The organism is Methanothrix harundinacea 6Ac (genome assembly GCF_000235565.1).
Taxonomy (GTDB): domain Archaea; phylum Halobacteriota; class Methanosarcinia; order Methanotrichales; family Methanotrichaceae; genus Methanocrinis; species Methanocrinis harundinaceus.
Genome location: NC_017527.1, coordinates 682,300 through 698,358, shown reverse-complemented (window position 1 = coordinate 698,358; position 16,059 = coordinate 682,300). Strand labels below are relative to the sequence as shown.

The 16,059-nt window shown below is 62.1% G+C and carries 14 protein-coding genes and 1 pseudogene; 8 read left to right on the top strand and 7 right to left on the bottom strand.

Annotated elements, in window-relative coordinates; all coding sequences use genetic code 11:
* Nucleotides 1–79: 79 nt before the first annotated feature.
* Nucleotides 80–211 carry a type II toxin-antitoxin system HicA family toxin gene (locus tag MHAR_RS14175; protein WP_081472356.1) on the top strand — a complete coding sequence of 44 codons (132 nt, stop codon included), beginning with the start codon at nucleotides 80–82 and terminating at the stop codon, nucleotides 209–211.
* On the opposite strand, the gene MHAR_RS03415 is transcribed toward MHAR_RS14175, so the two are convergent.
* The 4 genes from MHAR_RS03415 to MHAR_RS03400 form a co-directional block, all read right to left on the bottom strand.
* Nucleotides 208–825 carry a hypothetical protein gene (locus MHAR_RS03415; protein WP_014586223.1) on the bottom strand — a complete coding sequence of 206 codons (618 nt, stop codon included), beginning with the start codon at nucleotides 823–825 and terminating at the stop codon, nucleotides 208–210. The two genes, MHAR_RS14175 and MHAR_RS03415, sit on opposite strands and share 4 nt — an antisense overlap.
* Nucleotides 825–3,851: a DUF1156 domain-containing protein gene (locus MHAR_RS03410; protein ID WP_014586222.1), complete on the bottom strand. Its 3,027-nt coding sequence runs from the start codon at nucleotides 3,849–3,851 to the stop codon at nucleotides 825–827. Before MHAR_RS03410 ends, MHAR_RS03415 begins: the two co-directional genes overlap by 1 nt.
* Nucleotides 3,852–3,989: 138 nt before the next feature.
* On the bottom strand, nucleotides 3,990–5,687 hold the full coding sequence (locus tag MHAR_RS03405; RefSeq protein ID WP_014586221.1) for an ATP-binding protein: 1,698 nt from the start codon (nucleotides 5,685–5,687) through the stop codon (nucleotides 3,990–3,992).
* The gene (locus MHAR_RS03400; RefSeq protein ID WP_228369601.1) at nucleotides 5,680–8,877 is read right to left on the bottom strand and encodes a helicase-related protein; all 3,198 of its coding nucleotides are present in this window, start codon (nucleotides 8,875–8,877) and stop codon (nucleotides 5,680–5,682) included. Before MHAR_RS03400 ends, MHAR_RS03405 begins: the two co-directional genes overlap by 8 nt.
* Before the next feature lie 417 nt (nucleotides 8,878–9,294).
* Between MHAR_RS03400 and MHAR_RS03395 the strand changes: the two genes are divergently transcribed.
* A complete protein-coding gene (locus MHAR_RS03395; protein ID WP_014586219.1) occupies nucleotides 9,295–9,852 on the top strand; it encodes a DUF5788 family protein in 558 nt (185 codons plus the stop codon).
* A gap of 98 nt (nucleotides 9,853–9,950) precedes the next feature.
* On the opposite strand, the gene MHAR_RS03390 is transcribed toward MHAR_RS03395, so the two are convergent.
* Genes MHAR_RS03390 through xseA form a run of 3 tightly spaced genes read right to left on the bottom strand, consistent with a single transcriptional unit; the run spans nucleotide 9,951 to nucleotide 12,034 of the window.
* Nucleotides 9,951–10,586, bottom strand: a complete 636-nt coding sequence (locus tag MHAR_RS03390; RefSeq protein WP_014586218.1) for an SGNH/GDSL hydrolase family protein — start codon at nucleotides 10,584–10,586, stop codon at nucleotides 9,951–9,953.
* 6 nt (nucleotides 10,587–10,592) lie between these two features.
* Nucleotides 10,593–10,838 carry an exodeoxyribonuclease VII small subunit gene (locus tag MHAR_RS03385; protein WP_014586217.1) on the bottom strand — a complete coding sequence of 82 codons (246 nt, stop codon included), beginning with the start codon at nucleotides 10,836–10,838 and terminating at the stop codon, nucleotides 10,593–10,595.
* Nucleotides 10,838–12,034, bottom strand: a complete 1,197-nt coding sequence (gene xseA / locus MHAR_RS03380) for an exodeoxyribonuclease VII large subunit (RefSeq protein ID WP_014586216.1) — start codon at nucleotides 12,032–12,034, stop codon at nucleotides 10,838–10,840. The genes MHAR_RS03385 and xseA overlap by 1 nt, the downstream gene beginning before the upstream one ends.
* 56 nt (nucleotides 12,035–12,090) lie before the next feature.
* Here xseA and MHAR_RS12385 point away from each other — a divergent pair, with 56 nt between their 5' ends.
* The 6 genes and pseudogenes from MHAR_RS12385 (at nucleotide 12,091) to MHAR_RS03355 (ending at nucleotide 16,045) form a co-directional block, all read left to right on the top strand.
* Nucleotides 12,091–12,336, top strand: a complete 246-nt coding sequence (locus tag MHAR_RS12385) for a hypothetical protein (protein ID WP_081472256.1) — start codon at nucleotides 12,091–12,093, stop codon at nucleotides 12,334–12,336.
* A 15-nt stretch (nucleotides 12,337–12,351) separates the two neighbouring features.
* A pseudogene (locus tag MHAR_RS12380) lies at nucleotides 12,352–12,813 on the top strand (DNA/RNA nuclease SfsA); the annotation flags it as partial.
* Nucleotides 12,814–12,902: 89 nt separating this feature from the next.
* Nucleotides 12,903–13,601 carry an energy-coupling factor ABC transporter permease gene (locus MHAR_RS03370; protein WP_048144315.1) on the top strand — a complete coding sequence of 233 codons (699 nt, stop codon included), beginning with the start codon at nucleotides 12,903–12,905 and terminating at the stop codon, nucleotides 13,599–13,601.
* Nucleotides 13,598–13,879 (top strand): energy-coupling factor ABC transporter substrate-binding protein, encoded by a 282-nt coding sequence (locus MHAR_RS03365; RefSeq protein WP_014586212.1) that lies wholly within the window; start codon nucleotides 13,598–13,600, stop codon nucleotides 13,877–13,879. Before MHAR_RS03370 ends, MHAR_RS03365 begins: the two co-directional genes overlap by 4 nt.
* A gap of 10 nt (nucleotides 13,880–13,889) precedes the next feature.
* Nucleotides 13,890–14,675, top strand: coding sequence for a cobalt ECF transporter T component CbiQ (gene cbiQ, locus MHAR_RS03360; protein ID WP_014586211.1), 786 nt, complete (start codon nucleotides 13,890–13,892; stop codon nucleotides 14,673–14,675).
* A gap of 8 nt (nucleotides 14,676–14,683) precedes the next feature.
* Nucleotides 14,684–16,045: an energy-coupling factor ABC transporter ATP-binding protein gene (locus tag MHAR_RS03355; RefSeq protein WP_014586210.1), complete on the top strand. Its 1,362-nt coding sequence runs from the start codon at nucleotides 14,684–14,686 to the stop codon at nucleotides 16,043–16,045.
* Nucleotides 16,046–16,059: the final 14 nt, after the last annotated feature.

Below are 16,059 nucleotides of genomic sequence, written 5' to 3'. Positions count from 1 at the left end.
CCGACCTCACCCCTCCGAGGATCATCAAAGTGCTGGAAAAGAGGGGTTTGTCCTCGACAGAACCCGAGGAAGCCATCGGATTTGCCTCAACCCTGAGACGAAGAGGAGAGTCGTCGTCCCTTTCCACAAAAAGAGTCTGCCAACGGGAACCGCCCTCGCCATTCTGAAGCAGGCGGGCATCGGAAAAGACGAGCTGGAGGAGCTCTTCTAGAATAGCCAAAAATTTCCCGATTGGCTGTCCAGCCGCCACCACTTGAAGTAGCCGTAGGGAAAGGCCGCAAGCCTCTCTTTTATGCCGACGGCCACCAGGGTCTCGCCTCCGAGGGCGACCCTCTCCTCGATGCTCATCGACCCGACGACCTCTTCCTGGAGGATCTTCATGAGGGATCCGCCCTCAGAGTCGGTCTGCCGGTAGCAGAAGACCACCCGGAGGTCGGCTCTCGTCCAGAGGGTCTTCCAGAGGGAGTAGGCGACGGCGTCGTCGGATCTGCTGTTCTCAAGCTCCATCGCCGCCAGGGGGGTGGGCCATCTCCCTCCTTTTCGATCCCCGCCGCCGCTCGAGGGGGCGGCGGGGGCGAAGGCCACCACGTCCAGGGAGAGGTACTCCTCCCTGGATACGGGCAGAATCCGACAGGGATGGCCGAGGGCGGCGGCCTGCCAGCCCAGGGATTCGCAGCTTTTGACCACGAGACTCGTGAGGGCGGAGGTCCACCCGCCCAGATTTCCAGAGGCTGCGGCCTCCTTGAGGGGCCGGGAGTTCTCAAGGGGCCGAAGCGCCTGAAGGAAGGCCTCCTGCCAGCGGCGGGCGATTTTGGCGGCTTCCATCAGAGACCAAGCCCCTTCTTCCGCGCCAGGACGCCTTCGACCCACCGCCTCTCCTCGGTCGATGCCGGGTAGAGGGCCACCAGGGCCTGGGCGAGCCTCCAGAACCTCTGGTCGCCTCCCACCTCCTCCACGAGGAAAGACCGGAGGGCTTCGCTCCTCCCCTCGGCGAAGAGGAGCATCGCCTGGTGGACCCTGTCCAGGACGGTCTCGGCGAGAACGGGCTGAGCAGCCGTCCCGCCGCTGCCCCCGCCTCCGGCCCCGAAGCCGTCCTCGCCCAGGGGCACCACCATCTCGCCCTCCTCGAAGCTGGCCTGGGCCTGCCTCTTCTTCCCGGTTCGCCTCGGCCCGGCCCTTTCGGCCGGGCTTGCGCCTTTTCCTGTTCCTTTTCCGAAGAGGCGATCCGACCTCTCGGCGACGGATAAGAGCCGTGCCGAGCCGCCTTTGATCTCGACGAGGTCTGGGAGGGTCTCCATGTGGGCTCCGATCCCCTGGGCGATCTTCCGGGCGGCGTCGTACTCCAAAGAATACTCGCCCCGGACGGCCCTTCCGGACCGGCCCCCGACCTCTCCACCGGCCTCGTCTTCTTCGCCCCCTAAGCCGCCGTTGTTTCCGTTGCCGTTTCCGTTCGCGCCTGTGGACAACGTCCAGAGCCACATCGCCGTCAGCCTCGCATCCTCCTCAAACCCGGTAGCGTCCGCCCCCTCGAAGATCATATTCAGCGCCTCCCTCGATACCGCCGCCCAGACCTCCACCAGATACTCTCCAAGGGCGACGGCCTCGCCGCTCGCCTTTTCGACCCGCGAGTACCGGGAGAAGACCTCCAGGGCGGGGCCGATGCAGGAGAAGATGGCGTCGGCGCCGACGACCCCCTCCTCGGCGAGGCGGGGCATCCAGCCGTGGATCTTTTGCGGCAATTCTGCAAGTACGTCCCGCCAGTCGCCGACCTCCTCCTTCAGGGTCCCGTCCGGATTCTCGCGCGGGCGGCAGACGAGGTGGACGGAGGAGGCGAGGGCGGCGGAGTTCATGGCCCTAAGCCTGGTCCCCATCTCGGTGTCGATGGGCCAGGAGGCGGTGATGACCCAGCCAGCGTCCAGCAGCGCCTGGAGCATCGCCTCCCAGCCCGTGGTGGTCTTATTGGCGAAGACGACGACCCCGATCCCCTCGGGTGCAAGAACCCGTCGGCCCTCGGCCAGGGCCTGGGTCATGGTGGACTCGAAGTAGGGTCTATCTTTTCCCTTCACCTCGTCCACGATGATCTCGTCGCCCTTAGGGGTCAGAGGATCAGAAAACTGAGAGCGGAGCGGCTTCGGCAAAGTCCTTTTCAGCCAGACGTAGAAGAAATCTGAGAGGTCGGCGTAGGGCACGGCGTCGTAATAAGGCGGATCGGTGAAGAGGATTTGGGCGAATTCGTCAGGAAGATCATTTTTATTGGCAGATTTCGATTCTGCATGCCCTTGGAAATCAAGAAAAAATGATGATACGCTCTCTGAAACCAGCGAAATCCATGTTAGTGCTGTATTCCAATCTCCACCAGAACCTGAAAGTGGATTGACTTCATCAAAATCCCAAACTATTTGCAAAGCTTGACGACTAAATGTTCCTTGAGGATTTTCCCTTGAAGTATCCCAGCGAGCTAGAGACGATAATTTATCTGCCGATCTATCAATCGCTAACGACAGACACGTCTGCACCGCCGCCGCCAGCCCGTTCTCCTGCTCTTCGGCCACCTTCTCCCCGGCCTCTCGGACCAGCCGCGCCAGGGTCGTCAGCGCCAGAGCCTGACGAGGCGTGAAGAGATCCTCGAAGAGGTCCATGCCGTAATTTCGTTGGGAGAAGGCCCGGCCCGCGCCGCTTCCGCCGCCCATGGGGGTTGGCTCATCCGGCACCAGGCTGAGAGGTCCCACGTGCTCCGCCTTCCTCCGCTCAAGCTCCTCGGCCGCCTTCTTTGCCGCCGCGAGGTCCTGCCTCGTCGGGAGCCGATAGAACCTCCCCCGCTCGCCGGGCCTCGTCGTCACCACGGCGAAGAGTCGGGCGTCGGCGGCGCCGCCCCGGCGGGCCTTCAGCTGCCTTCGGACCGAGGCGACCGGCGTTGTGTAGCCGCAGACCGGGCAGGTCGCCGAGCCCCGGCGGACCGTCCCCTCGCCGACCTCCCTCGCCCTCACACCCTCCAGGATCTCAAACTCGACCTTCCGCTCGTCCATCCTCGGGACCATCCGAAGGGCGACGGAGCGGTTCTGCTTCTTCGCGAGCCAGAGGGAGCGGATGAGGGGGACCTCGGCGCCGCAGCCCGGCCCCTCGCAGGTGATCGTCCTCGCCCAGAGGTAGGCGATTGGTGTGGCGCCGTCGGGGTCGGTGGGGTAGAACTCGGCCAGCTCGCGCTCGGCCTCCTCCTTGATCCAGCCGCCCCACCGGCGGACCTCATCGGCCAGGGCCTGGCCGTACCGGGGGATGTACTCCAGGACCACCTTGTTCAGGAGGACGGCGACGGGGTTCAGGTCCGAGGCGAAGGCGTCGGCCCCGACCCGCAGCGCCTCCAGGGGGATCGCGCCGCCCCCGGCGAAGGGATCGACGACCAGGGGCCGGGTGCCGGAAAGGCCCCCCAGCGCCTCGTGGGCGGATTGGGTGAGGGTCCGGGCGGCGTCGAGGTAGGCCTGGTCGGTCGAGCGGTCCCAGTTGGCGAACTCGGCGATGAAGTCGAGAAGCGCCCTCTGGAGCTCGTCGGGGTCGTCGAGGTCTCGGGGGTCCTGGCCGAGGGGGTCGCGGCTGACCTCGTCAAACCGGCGCATCGCCGATGCGGCGGCCTCTCGAAACTCCGGCGGGCAGAGGGGATCGGCGGGGTCGGGCCAGAGGGAGGCGCAGACCACGGCCCTGCAGGCGGCGAGGGGGCGCCTCGCCCACCAGATGTGGAGCGTCGATATGTGGCCGTGCCGGATCGACTTCTCCCGCCGAGCGTGCTCGCTGATCCTCTTTATCGGCAGGTCCACCTCGATCAGCCGCTTGGGGTGATGGGTCGCGGTATGAGTCATCTTTGGGTTACCTTCTGAACTCGTGAATCTCTGACGCAATTCTAACGCATTTCTAACGCAAGTTCTATCGACGCGTCGATAGAGATATCGAACATGTCGAAAGAACGTCTATAGCTGCATCATAGGACGATAGGACGATCAAGATTCCTCCTCTGCTATGACATAATACGTCCACCTGGGCGGGGTTCCTCGTCGCTTGAGCTTCCCATTCTGGACCATCTTCTTCAAGATGCGACCAGCCTGTGGACTCGTCAGCCCACACAGTTCCATAACATGCTTTCGTTCTATCCGACCGTGGGCCTGGACGTACTCCATAACCATCGCTTCTTGCCTTATGGGAGCGATTCCGTGGGTCCGCACATAGCTCTCCGGCTGGCCAAGTCTGCGGTACATATCCGCACTCAAATGGTATACTCGCCCTCGTGCCTCTCCTTTACCCTCAACCAGCCCTATTTCATGGAGATGCTCTAAAGTCCGTCTCGCCTCCGTCGCGCCTTTCTGGATGAGACGACCTGCAGCCTCAGAGTCAATTCTGCGATCGAAGAACAAGGCATTGAGGATCATAAGTTCATCTAAGCTCAATCGGGAACCGTGTTTCTCTTGCTCGTAGACAAACGCAGAAAACTCCAGAGATGCCTTTCCACCATGAAGGACGATTCGTACGCTATCGGCATCGCTTCTGGTATAATCTGGTGCAGGCCGCCCATACCGCAGCTGTCCCATATAGATTTTATCCACACCTCTTCCGGTCTGCTCGATTATGCCAATCCTTTTGAAGGCCTCTGCCAACCTCGAGTTTCTGGGCTTCGGTTCGTGGACGAGAATGTTTTCCACCGTAATGCCCGCCGGGAACCCTCCCGGGTTGGTCATTAAAATGTGATCGTGATGCCATTGGACATAAACCGCGTCCAAGCGGGTATAATCCCGGTGAAGGATTGCATTGTTGAACGCTTCACGGAAGCCCTCAAGAGAGTAATCAGGAACCGGCACCCGGAAAAATCCCACTGCAGTCTCATTCTCCTGGTTACGAACAACAAATCTCGCCTCAATTTCTTGTATTAGACGGAGTAGAGGCCAACGAACGGCATCGTTGACCTTAACGTTGCCCTGAGCATCGAGAACCTGGAAGTGGACTTCATTTGTGGGCAGATAATTCATGAGGACATCCTCTCGGCCGAGTATCAAGAGACCTGCCACGTTGGGGATGAGCTGTCCATCTTTGGTTTCGACGAGCCTGAGTGCTTTGGCTATTTCTTCGTCAGAGAGTTCCAACAAATTTCGATCGCCACGAAGCCTCGATACCGTCTGTCTCAGTCGTTCAAACTCTAAGGGGTCCAGGCCGTCAAAAGAGACCTCCTCCATCACCTGAGACGAGAAATCGAGGAGACCAAGGTCAACCCGGCGTGATCGTTGATCTCGAGGATAGAATGGGACTGTCTGAGGTTTACCATCTGCCTTAATAGTCCTGTGAAGAGCTTTTCCTTCCGTTGTGGCACAGGGCTCTGGATAAGAGTCCACCTCGATGGCCAGAACTTCTCCCTCTGGATCCGCATCCGCGACCAAGCTGATCCGCGTGTTGATATTGGGGACCGTATTATTGAATATGGCAGACTGTAGTTTCAGTGGATCGGTCGTCTTTCCGTGTCTTGGGGACGCGCCCGTAACCCGGCCATCGTCCTCCACCCCTATCAGGAGAACACCTCCTCTGGTGTTTGCCATGGCGACCACCTCCTCGTAGATCTCACGATCTGAGATCCTTCGACGATCCGACTTGAACTCGATATCGAGAGCTTCCCCCGACGCTATCAGCTCCAGAAGTCGATGGTGATCAATCATCTCTTTCCCCCAGGATCTCCTCCGCCCCCAGTCTGTAATGCTCCACCCTCACCACCGGCGACCAGCCGAGCCTGGCGGGATCTCGGATCGGCTTCACCTCGGGCTCGCTGGCGCAGTTGAAGACGGCATAGAGCCAGTAGTCCTCCTTCAAACGGGCGGCGGTCTTGTACTCGTTCTCGGTCAGGGCGACCTCGCCTACCGTCGCCCTCCCCTTCACCTCGATGAACCGGACCTCCAACGCAGTCTTCGGATCTTCAAGATGGAGCCTCCGGGAGATCAGATCAAATCCTCGATTCTCGCTCTCGACGCTCTCAACCTTCCAGCCCCGGGCCTCCTCGCGGGCGATCACCGCGTCGACGGCGATCCGTTCGATCTCTTCATCACGGACCATCGGCGCGATTCCGGGATCGTTCCTCTCTGGATGGGGGATCACCCAGGCAGATCCCAGCCGGTGAAGATCAGAGATGGTGCAGTGAAGCTCCTTCTCCAGCTCAGCCCTCCTCCTTTCAAGGCGGTTGTTCAGATCGGCTAGCCGATCGTCGAAGAGCTTGATCCTTCCCTCCAGTCCCGGCTCTTTCGAGCCGGACTCTCTCTTCAGGTGAAGATCCGCAAACTGACACTGCACCCGATCTATGATGGTGTTAAGGCTGATCTCAGCATGGTGCAATACAGTCTCCACCTCCTTCCTTCGTTGGGAGCTCACCTCCTCCCTGAAGGGCTGTAGCGCCACCTCGTAAAGGAATCTTTCCACCTCCTCCCTGCCGGGAAGCTCCTCCCCACCAGGAACCTTTGGAACCTTCGTACCCGGAGGCGCCGGCACCAGATCCAGAAAAAGGGTCGGCTGACGTACCGACATCTGGCCGTCCAGACCCGTCTCGACGACGAAGAGTCTTCGATTCAGGGTGGCGCCCAGCCCGTCTTTTAGAGCAGCCGAGTAAACGTCCAACCTTGCGGGCTTCTCTCGATGCAGATCGAAGAAGGCTGCGCCCCGCCTGAGATCATCCTCTACACAATCGAGAGTGTGCATCCTCACGCCCTCGAATAAGGGATGGCCGGGCGTCACCCATTCGAGGGTTGCGTCCTCCTGTAAAAGGTCCTTGTCGAAGACGATCCATTTGTACTCGCTTCCAAGAGGGCCACACCTCGACTCCGACTCCAGGCGGTCCCCAACCGCCCTTAACGATCGGGGAACCTTGCCGATCTGGTAAATGTGGCGATCGGCTCTCGATTCCTTCGGCCTCATCCCCGCCAGAGGTGCCGCCTGAACGAAGAAGTCCTCGACGACCTCCGGAACTAGCCTTCTTTCCTTCGCTTCCACCCTCTTGCCTACGATGGCCGAAAGGTTCAGCTCCTTCTTGGCAAGGGAGTTCTCCAGAGTCGAGTCGGTGATCTTCTTAAGATGGGCAGAATCCACCTGCTCCACGATCCTGCTTTTGATCACGTCCTCGGTCAAGTTGTGAGCGTACATCTCCCTCAACATCTTCTCCAGCTGGTTTGAGGGCAGAACGTCTCCGAGAACGTTGAAGACCTTGCCGGTATGATCCGGATCGAGATCCATCTCGATCTTCTCTATCCTCTCAAAGAGCTTCTGAAGAACCCGCCCCTCCCGGGTATTGATGGCCACGAAGTTGAAGATCAGACAGTCCTTCTCCTGACCGTAGCGATGAATCCTGCCCATCCTCTGCTCCAGCCGGACCGGGTTCCAGGGGATGTCGTAGTTTATCATGAACCAGCAGTACTGAAGGTTGATCCCCTCGCCAGCAGCCTCAGTCGCTACCATCACCTGGCAATCTTCCCTAAACTCTCGCTCCGCAGAGAGGCGAGTTCCGGGCTCGTCCCTGCTCCCCGCCTTCATCCCGCCATGAATCTGGGTTATTGAAAGACCCCAGCCCCTCAGCTTCTCTGTCAGATAGTCGAGGGTGTCCTTGTGCTCGGTGAAGATCAATAGCTTCATCTTCGGGTCCGAGAAGATCCCCTCCTGGGTGATGACCTCCCTCAGCTTTGCGAGCTTCGTCTCGATCTCCCTCTCCTCCAATGCTCGGGCCTGATCGATAAGCCGGGCGAGCTCCTTAATCTCCGCTTTCAGATCGGCAGGGTTGAGGGATGCTACCGCTTCTTCCTGATCTTCGATGATCCTCTGCTGCTCCTCTTCGGGGAGGTCGTCGAAGTTCTCGGGAACCCCTTTGAGGACGAGCTTTCTCCGATAGCCATCGGGATCTGCCAAGATCTTCTCTCGACGATCGCGCATCCGTTCAAGGCTCCTCCTCACGGCGTAAATGCTCGAGGCAAACCGACGCTGGAGCATCGCCATGGTGAACCCGAGCGCCCGGCCCCGTGCCGAATCATCCTCATAGGCCTTGATCGATTGGTCTTCCACGTACCTCGTAAGCTCATCGTAGAAATCCAGCTCATCGCTATCTATCTCGAACTCGATCGTCCGAACGTCCCGCTTGGTGAAGAGGGTCTTTGCGTCCCCAGTATCCGGATCTGGGAAGGTCACCATCGCCTCCTTGACCCTCCGAAGATAGAAGGGCGCCTCGTGACGACGCATCGCCTCCTCCAGGCTCTTCACGTCACCGTAAACATCCTCATCCAAAAGCCGGAGGAAGAGACAGAAGTTCTGGGGATCGCCTTTATGGGGGGTTGCGGTCATGAGGAGGTAGTGATCCGTCATCTCCGAGAGCGCCTCGCCAAGCTGATAGGCCAGGGTCTTCTTCTCGGAGGAGTAAGCACTCATCTTATGAGCCTCGTCAACGATGACCAGATCCCAATGGCTGTGAAGCAGGCTCTCCTTGGCATCCTCGATCCGAGCCACCCACGGCATCGATGTTATGACCTGATCCCTCTCCTGCCAGGGATTGGTGCCGTAGTTCGCCCTCAAGACGACGCCTCTTATCACCTCGAACCGCTCCCCGAACTTCTCCCTCATCTCTCGCTGCCACTGAAAGGTGAGATTTGCAGGGGTGACTATCAGAATTCGCATTATCAGGCCCCTCATCTTCAGCTCCTTGACAAGGAGCCCCGCCATTATGGTCTTTCCAGCTCCAGGATCGTCTGCTAGAAGGAAACGGATGCGAGGGAGCTTGAGGAAGTAGTCATACACAGCCTCCAGCTGATGGGGAAGAGGGTCCACCCGGGCGATTGAGAGGCTGAAGAAGGGGTCGTACTCGTGAGCCATTCCCAGCCTCATAGCCTCGATTCCCAAACGGAAGTTAAAGGCGTCCCCGTCGAAGGATTCCATATTTGATCCGATATTTCTGAGAGTCTTCAGCTGTTCTGAAGACAGAACCGGATCATAAAACCGGCCGGTCTTAAGCCCTTTGCCGATTATCTTGACGGACTCCCCCATGGACACCGTCATGCTTATCTCGATCGGCTCGGGGAAGATGGGCCCTTCGACGATGGCATTTGGTCCCAGATCCGAACATTTATTTTTCAGTTCATTTCCCCTCCTGCAGCGCCAGCTCGGCAGTCTTGTACGATTGGTCCAAACGCTGATAAAACTTTCCAAAACAAATTCGCATATACTCTAAATGGGACCGCCCGATTGGCAGATAGTAAAAAACGCCGATACGTTAAATGATGAGGAAAGCAGAATATAATGACCATGCCCCCAAATCCCTCCAACCCCGACCCCGAATCCCCCGCCCCTGCCGACCTCCTCACCGACCGAGAGAGAGGCCAGCTCCTCGCCAACCTCCACCGGACCCTCGTCTGGCTCGGGGTCCAGGACCCCGAGAGGCTCGAGATCGACCCCGACCTCCTGAAGGAGGAGATGGCAAGAGACCGGATCGCCCCCGCCGACCTCCCGCCCGAGGTCCACCCCGCCACGGGGACCGTCGACCTCCGCCACCTCGTATGGAGGCTGATCCACCTCTCGGAGCTATCGGAGAAGGAGGAGATGGAGGTGAGGGAGCTGATCCGCGTCCTGAAGGCGAAGGAGGCAGCCGACGAGGAGATGCTGAAAGAGGCGCGGCTGACCCGGGAGGAGGCGCACCGGATCTACGAGGAGACGGCTGCCGTCATCAGGACCCTTTTGGACCTGCGGGAGATCCTGACGAAGAGGGAGCACAGGACCGACCTGGGCCGGGAGGTGGCGAAGAAGAAGGTGGAGGACGTCAAAAGGTGGAACGCCTTCGTCGACTCGATGGAGGGGAAAAGGTGAAAGGCGGGGCGAAGCCGGGGGCTTGACTGGGGCTTGATGGGCTCTATAAGGAGGAGGAGGAAGAGGAGGGCGAATAGGGCTTTCTGTCGCCGCAGGAGCTAAAAGAAGCGCATCAGCTCCTCGGCGATGATTCTGTACCCCAGCTCATTCGGGTGGTCGAGCCCGGGGAGGATCAGGCTGTCTAAAGGAACGCCCTCGCCGACCCGCCGCATCCACGCCCCGTAAACGTCGACGAAGCCGACCCCCATCTCCTCGGCGACGTCCTCTAAGACCTGATAGTAGCTGAGGACGATCCTATCGAACTTTGGCGTCATCAGGGGCTCGGAGCTGAGGAGGAGAAGCTCGGGGCCCGATCCTGAGCCAGGACCCTCCAGGATCCTCTCGACGATCTCGATGAGGTTGCCCTTGAACTCGCCGAGCCGGATCCCCATATACATGTCGTTGATCCCGAAGTTGACGGTGACGAGGTCCGGGTTGTGAGCGACGACCGACCAGTCGAGGCGGGCGAGGCCGTCGAAGCTCGTGGCTCCGCACGCCCCCTGGTTCTGCATGGCGATCCCGGCCCTCGGGTACTTCTCCTTCAGCATCGATAGCCAGAAATGGTCGAAGCCCCTCCGGACGGCAAATCCGGCGGTGATGGAGTCGCCGAAGAGGACGATCCTCGCCTCCGCCCCCGCCTCCAGGAGGGCTCTCGTCCGCCGAGTGAAGGACCGACAAAGTTCGGCTTCACCCATGGCAGGTCACCTCGCCAGGTCCTCGGGGAGCTCCCCCACGAGGATCTCTATCCTCTGCTCCGCCCCGTCCAGGAGGGAGTTACACCTCCTGATGAGGGAGACCCCCCGCTCGAAGGCCTTCAGGCTCTCCTCCAGGGTCAGCTCCCCCTCCTCCAGGGACCGGACGATCCCCTCCAGCTCCGCCAGAGACGCCTCGAGGCTGAGATCCTCCGGGGCGTTCAAATCGGTCAATACCGCATCCTTCAAACCCATCAACTCCTATCCGCCATCACCTTCACCGACCGGCAGAGGAGCCTCCCCTCGGCGAAGACGAGCTCGAAGAGCTCGCCCGGAGCGAGATCCGAGGCGCGCCTTATGACCCCTGAATCGGCGAGGGCGATAGAGTAGCCCCTCCGGAGGGTCGATAGGGGGGAGAGGGAGTCGAGCTTTCCTGCGGCCACCTCCAGCCTTCCGGCGAAGAGCTCCATCCGCCGATCCTCCGCCGAGACGAGCCGGTCGGTCATCCGGTCGAGGCTCTGCCGCTCCTCCGAGACTATAGCCATCATCCTGCGACCGGCGAGGAGGCGGCCGAAGGCGAGGTACCTCGCCCGCCTCCGCTCCAGGCTCGCCGCCAGGGACCGGACCATCCTCGCCTCCGCCCCCGCCAGAGCCTCCCGGAGCCTCTCGAGGTCCGGCCTCACCATCTCCGCCGCCGCCGAGGGGGTGGGGGCCCGGAGGTCCGCGACGAAGTCGGCCACCGTCACGTCCGTCTCGTGGCCTACGGCGGAGACGACCGGCGGGGCCGACTGATATATCGCCCTCGCCACCAACTCCGAGTTGAAGGGGGAGAGGTCCTCCGCCGAGCCCCCGCCCCTGCCGACGATGATGACGTCGGCGATCCCCTGGAGGGCGGATATCGCCGAGGCTATCGACGCGGGGGCAGAGTCCCCCTGGACCACCGCCGGGGATATGACGATCCGCGCGGGGCAGGCGCCGAGGACCCTCAGGACGTCCCTCAGGGCGGCTCCGTCGGGGGAGGTGACGACCCCGATGCAGGCGGGATGGGCGGGGATCGGCCTCTTCCTTTCGGCGTCGAAGAGCCCCTCGGCGGCTAGCCGTTCCTTCAAACGCTCCAGCTCCCGGTGCTTCTCGCCGAGGCCGACGTCGAGCCTCGCCGCCTTCACCAGGATCTGGACCCTTCCCTGGGGGCGGTAGAACTCCACGTCCCCAAAGACGAGGACGTTCTGGCCGTCGGCGAGGTCGAAGTCGAGGCGGGAGGCGTTCCCCCGGAAGAGGACGCAAGGGATCTGAGACTCTCCGTCCTTGAGGGTGAAGTATCGGTGGCCGGAGCGGTGGTTGACGACGTTGGAGAGCTCCCCCCGGGCCCAGAGATCACATAGCCTCAGGTCGCCGGTCAGCCGGTCCCGGATCCTCTGGTTCAGCTCGGTGACGGTGAATGCTCGGTTCAATGGGGGGATAGGGGAGCTCTACCATATTTAAGGGCTCGCGGCGCAGAGCGAAAGAGATGGCCCGAATGAAGATCGAGGGGGAGATGGTCCGGGGGAGGTTCCTCTCCAGGACGAGCCGGTTCTCGGTGACGGCGGAGGTGGCAGAGGGTCCGGCGGATGGAGAGGAGCAGAGCTGCCACCTCCCAAACCCCGGCAGGCTCCGGGAGCTCCTCGTCCCGGGGGCGGAGATCCTCCTCCGGCCGGCAAAAGATCCGGGGCGGAAGACGAAGTTCGACGTCTTCGCCGCCGTCGCCGATGGGTAGACCGTAGTCGTCGACTCGAGGGTTGCAAACCAGATCCTGGGGGTCGCCCTCTCCTCCGGGGAGCTCCTGGAGTTTGAGGGGTATGAGCTGGTGAGGTCCGAGCCGGCCCGGGGGAAGAGCAGGCTCGACTTCCTCCTCGCGGGCGAGAGGCCCTGCCTCCTGGAGGCGAAGAGCTGCACCCTCGTCCGGGATGGGGTCGCCCTCTTCCCCGACGCCCCCACCGAGCGAGGGCGCCGCCACCTTCAGGAGCTGGCAGGAGCGGTCCGGGAGGGCTGCCGGGCCGCCATCGTCTTCGTCGTCATGAGGGGCGGCGCTCCGGCCTTGAGGCCCAACGACGAGACCGACCCCGCCTTCGGGGCCGCCCTCCGGGAGGCGGCGGCCGGGGGCGTCGAGGCGATGGCCCTCGCCGCCCGGTACCGAGATGGGTGGGTAGAGCTCTCCGGGAGGGTCGCCGTCGACCTTTACGGCCGCAAATAAAGTTAATTGATCCCATCTCAAGCAAACTTTATATGCCATGATGCCCACCTCCAGGAGGAAGACCCGATCATCGAAGAGGAAGTGATATTTTGCACATCATGGAAGGTTTCCTCCCCCATCCCTGGTGGGAGGCGTGGTACGCCCTCTCCCTCCCCGTCGTAGTCTACGGAATTTACAGGATGAACCAGCTGGTCAAGGAGAGGAGGGAGACCCTCCCCCTCCTGGCCCTCGCCGGGGCCTTCATCTTCGTCCTCTCCTCCCTCAAGCTCCCCTCAGTGACCGGCTCCTGCTCCCACCCCACCGGGGCCGGGATGGGGGCGATCCTCTTCGGCCCGGCGATCACCGCAGTCCTATGCCTCGTGGTCCTCGTCTACCAGGCCCTCTTCCTCGCCCACGGCGGGCTCACCACCCTGGGGGCTAACCTCTTCTCCATGGGGATCGCAGGCCCCGCCGTCGCCTATCTCATCTACAGATCCGCCGGGAAGCTGAAGCTGAACTTCTACATCTCGATCTTCCTTGCGGTCACCGTGGCGGACCTGGCCACTTACATCGTCACCTCCCTCCAGCTCGCCCTCGCCTTCCCCTCGGCGACCGGAGGGGTGGTGGGGTCCTTCTACGCCTTCGGGGCGATCTTCGCCGTAACTCAGATCCCTCTCGCCATCCTCGAGGGGGTGGTGATCGCCCTGATCTTCAAGTACATAATCCAGGTGAAAGGCGACGTCATGGTGAGGCTGAGGGTCATCGACGAGAAGAGGCTGGGAGAGCTGAAGGGGGCGATCCCGGCATGAGGGGTGAGATGATAGCGGGCTTTGCCGTCATCCTCTTCTTTGCCCTCTTCCTCTACGTATCCGCCTCCAACACCGGAGCCGAGTGGGGCGGGGCCGACGGCGAGGCGGAAGGTGTCATCGCAGAGCTGACCGGGGGAGCTTATGAGCCCTGGTTTCAGCCCCTATGGGAGCCGCCGAGCGGCGAGATAGAGAGCCTCCTCTTCAGCCTCCAGGCGGCTCTGGGGGCTATCGTCATCGGGTACTTCTTCGGCTACTACCGGGGAAGACGGTCGGCATGAGGTATCTCCTTTGCACCCATCGATCCTGGACGACTACGCTCTCAAGAGCCCTCTGCGACATAAGAACAGCAGGCTGAAGCTCGCCATAGTGGCGGCGGCCCTCCTGGTGGGGATCTCCTCCACCTCCCCGGTCGCCCCCCTCTTCATCGCCCTCACCATGAGCTTCGCTTCTATCCGGCTCGGAGAGGTCCCGGCCGGCTTCTACGCGAAGCTCTTGGCTCCGCCCCTGGCCTTCGCCCTCTTCGGGACCGCCGTCATCCTCCTCTTCTTCGGGTCCGGCCCGGAGATCTTCTCCTTCAGCCTTCTGGGCCAGAGCCTCGGGGCGACGGTCGAGGGGGCGGAGCTCTCCCTCCTCGTCTTATCCAGGACGGTCAGCGGGACGAGCTGCCTATTCTTCCTCGCTCTGACGACCCCCATGGTGGAGCTCTTCGCCCTCCTGAAGGGCCTCAGGATCCCCGACTCCCTCGTCGAGCTCTCGATGATGATCTACAGGTACATCTTCGTCCTCCTGGAGGTGGCGATCAGCATGACCCACGCCCAGGCGATGAGGCTCGGCTACGACGGCTTTCTCCGGTCGATCCGCTCCTTCTCGATGATGGCGGGGACCCTCTTCATCCGGTCCTGGGAGCAGGGGGAGCGGCTCTGCACCGCCATGGACGCGAGGTGCTACGACGGGAGGCTCTCCCTCTTCGAGGAGAAGAGGCCGGTGAAGGCGCAGGAGCTCCTGGGGGCCTGCGGGTACGTCGCCGCCATAGCAGCCCTCGCCTACCTCACCCGGGGAACCGCCCTGATCTGAGGCTTCCGATGACGGCGACCCTTCTGGAGACGAGAGGCCTCCGATACGCCTATCCCGACGGAAACCCCGCGATCCGGGGGATCAACCTCAGGATCGAGGAGGGGGAGAGGATCTCCTTCGTCGGGCCGAACGGCTCGGGAAAGTCCACCCTCTTCCTCCTCTTCAACGGGACCCTCCGCCCCTCGGCGGGAGAGGTCCTCCTCCGCGACAGGCCCCTCCAGTACGACCCCCGATCCCTCCGGGAGACGAGGAGGAGGGTGGGGATCGTTTTCCAGAACTCCGACGACCAGCTCTTCGCCCCCACCGTCCGCCAGGACGTCGCCTTCGGCCCCGCAAACCTCGGCCTCCCGAAGGAGGAGGTGGAGAGGAGGGTGGATACGGCCCTCGAGGGGGTGGGGATCGAGGGGCTGAAGGGGCGCCCCCCCCACCACCTCAGCGGCGGCCAGAAGAAGAGGGCGGCGATAGCCGGGGTGATGGCCATGGAGCCGGAGGTGATGATCCTCGACGAGCCCCTCTCCAACCTCGACCCGGCGGGGTCGGAGGAGGTGATGGAGCTTCTGGAGGAGCTGAACCAGAGGGGGACGACGATCATCATATCCACCCACGACGTCGACCTCGCCTACCGCTGGTCCGATCGGATCTACCTCCTCGCCGACGGGAGGGTGGTGGACGAGGGGCGGCCCGAGGATATCTTCGGAGATCTGAGGCTCCTCTCCGGATCGAGGCTCCGGCAGCCCCTCATCCTGGAGGTCTACGACGAGATCTCGAAGAGGGACCTTGCTGCCTCCGGAAAGAGGCCGAGGACGGTCCCGGAGCTCGTCGGCCACCTCAGCCCGCCGAACCTGCGCTGGATGAGGGTCCCTCCCGGGACCAAGGTGGGCGAGACCGTCTCTCCCGACGGGACGGGAAGCGGAAGATCGGGGGGGGAGAGGCCCGGTGATATGAGGGTGATCCATCTCGAGGACGGGAGAGCCGTGGTGGAGCCCCTAGAGAGGCCGACAAGGATCGGCCGGGTGGTCATATACGACACCCAGGTAGGGGACCCCGAAGACCTCTCCAGCCTCCTCGATGGCGCCAGGATAGACCTCGTGGGGGTTATGGGGACGAAGAGCAGGGCCTTCGCCGAGGATAGGGGCATCGTTCCAGATATAGGATCGAACGTCATAGACAGGACGGTCCTCCGGGCCCTCTGCGGAGAGGCGGTCCTCATCCTCACCAACGGCGGGATGGTGGAGCACGCGAGGCGGCGGATCGAGGAGTACTGCCGCCAGAGCGGGATGAAGATAGAGGTCTCCGTCGTCGGCAGAGAGGAGGACCGGGCGGTGGAGAAGCCGGTGCCCGCCCCCGCCGACCCAGGGAAGGGGGGTTGAGGGGATCTCCCCCC